Source organism: Bacillus cereus group sp. N8 (assembly GCF_016483685.1).
Lineage (GTDB): Bacteria > Bacillota > Bacilli > Bacillales > Bacillaceae_G > Bacillus_A > Bacillus_A proteolyticus.
This window is the reverse complement of the sequence record NZ_JAEHBK010000118.1, coordinates 1-884: the sequence shown is the minus strand read 5'-3', so window position 1 is coordinate 884 and position 884 is coordinate 1. Positions and strand designations below refer to the sequence as shown.

The window sequence follows — 884 nt, the reverse complement described above, 5'->3', positions numbered from 1 at the left end:
TGAGAAATAATAAGTCTTCCCCTTAATTTCTTGCCAGCCTGTCAAAATGACTCCTTCAGCATCTGTAAAGGAATACCCATCACCTCGGTTTATCCAACTGTTCTTTATCACGTTTCCAAAGGAATCTTTTGCAATCCATTTAGTAGAATCTTTTTCATCAGCTACAGCCTGTACTTTATCATACTTCTGTCTCTCATTTTCTTTACCCGGATACCACTCTATTAACCAATTGTTAATTTCATTGTTGCTTTTATCATCGAAACGAATTTCAGATTTGAAACTCCAATCCGTAGCGAATCCAGAAATATACTGATTACCAGCTAAACTTACTCCATTCTTGTTATTCAAACGGAACTGAAATTTACCATCGTTAGAATTTCCTATCTGAACAAGTTCAAACACTTCATCATCGCCAAGCGAATCGGAATATTGAGGTCCGTTTCCTTCTTTTCCTGAAAGATATTTTGAACCTGTTTTTACGATTACTTTATTCGTTCCTTTTTTATAAGGGATAATTTGATAAGGTTTACCATCATTTAGTTTAATGAATGGCAGTTCCATAGATGTCTCTAGGACGTTAGTACGCTCCGCCAATACATCAGATAATCGATCATAAAAATCTGCACGAGCTTTAGGGTCATTATTAACATAGTTGTCAAGGACATCTTTAGATACTGGCTTTGAAGTCAATGTTATCAATTGTTTTTGCTTATCTGATAATTTATTTGCTATCTGATCAAATAGATAATCCGAATTTCTAGCAATCACCGTCCAATCGCCAAAGGAGTCGCCGGAATATTTTTTGTAAAGTGGACCAAGAAATCTTGGGTTTTTACCAGATGCTTTTTCTACAAATGCATGTTGGCCTTGATTTATCACAACTC

1 pseudogene is annotated in these 884 nt (G+C 35.5%); it reads right to left on the bottom strand.

What is annotated here, in order from left to right:
• Positions 1 to 884: pseudogene (locus JDS80_RS30655) on the bottom strand (cell wall-binding protein); the annotation flags it as partial.